At 76.2% G+C, this 1,363-nt stretch carries 1 protein-coding gene; it reads right to left on the bottom strand.

Features of this window, described 5'->3' with window-relative positions; all coding sequences use genetic code 11:
* Window positions 1-1,363: hypothetical protein (locus tag AC5LUJ_RS23280; protein ID WP_493465779.1), on the bottom strand; the 1,363-nt coding region annotated here is incomplete at both ends.

The following is a 1,363-nucleotide window of genomic DNA, read 5'->3' as shown; positions in this document are numbered from 1 at the left end:
GCCTCGGCTTCGGCTTCGGCTTCTGGTGGGACGCCCGCCGAGCGCCGTGCGGCGGCCAGGCCCCTCGTCCACAGTTCGCGGCGCAGCGGCGGGTCGAGGACGGGCATGTCGACGGCGAGAACGTCCCGGTCGCCGTCCCACCGGCGCGTGCCGACCACGACGACCGGCGCCCGCAGCCTCGCCGCCAGGTCGCGGAGGGCCGCGGCCTGCTCATGATCGTGGATGTCGGCGGCGACGGCCTGCCCGCCGTCACGGCCGTCATCGGACGCCGCGCCGTCGAGCGCGGATCCGCCGATCACGTAGACGTACCGGCACAACGCGGCCTCCCGCTCGAGCAGCCGGACCACCTCGGCGCGTGCGGCCCACCCGAGCCGCGCGAGGGCCGCGGCGTCCACAGCCCGGGCGCGCAGCCCGAGCCGGCCGCACAGCGCGGCGGCGCAGGCCCGCCGTCCGCTGCCGGGTGGGCCGACCAGGCTGACGACCGGCCAGCGCGCCACCGGCGACGGATGCCCGCGCAGCCGCTCGGCGAGCCGGTCGACCAGCGTGAGGTGGGCTTCCGCGAGCGGCGCCGTCCTGATCTCCCCGAGCAGGCCGGTCACGGCGTCGTCGGTCCGGTTGACACCGAGCAGGAACTCCGCGACCCGGTCGTCGAGAACGAGCGGACGCCCGGTGAACGGCACACCGGGCCCGCCGGCCCCGATCCGCAGCAGCCCGAAACCGATCAGCGGCCGGCCCGTGCCGAAGCTCGCCACCGCCGCGTCCGGCCCCCACCACATCGGCGCCGCCGGTTCGTCCGACGGATCCGGTGGACTGGCCCGCGGCGCGTCAGCGAGCAGCACGGCCGCGAGGGCGGGCGTGGGGCAGCCGCGGGTGACGTCGTCGTGCGCGTAGGCGTAGAGGCGCTCGAACGCCGGGTCGAGGCGCGGCGCCAGGCAGAGCACCAGGCTGTCGCGCTCGAGATCGGTCAGGTCGAACACCGACGCGAGCACGTCCAGCGGGGCGGGCGTGTCCGCGTCGAGGAGCACCTCCCGGATCCGGTCGAGATCGTCACGTAACCGCGTGATGCGGGCGGTGAGGTCCCGCGACCGCGGGTCGACGTCGTGGAACAGCCACCGGGCGTCCGGGCCGTCCTGCGCGAGCAGCAGGTCGGCCTGCTCGTCGCTGATGACCGTGCCGTGCGCCGGGTGCAGCGGATCGCTCCCCCAGCGGGCCCGCAGCCAGCGGATGTGGCGGGCCAGCAGCAGTCTGATCAACGTGAGGTGGGCGCGTAGGAACGCCTCGTGCGCATCGGCCTCGGTGACCGTTCCGGCCGCTCCCGCGGACTCGTCGCGCGCGGCTGCCGGACCACTCGGCGCCGGGCTGT

The organism is Protofrankia sp. CiP1_Cm_nod3, assembly GCF_982290655.1.
This window is presented reverse-complemented; position numbering and strand designations above follow the sequence as displayed.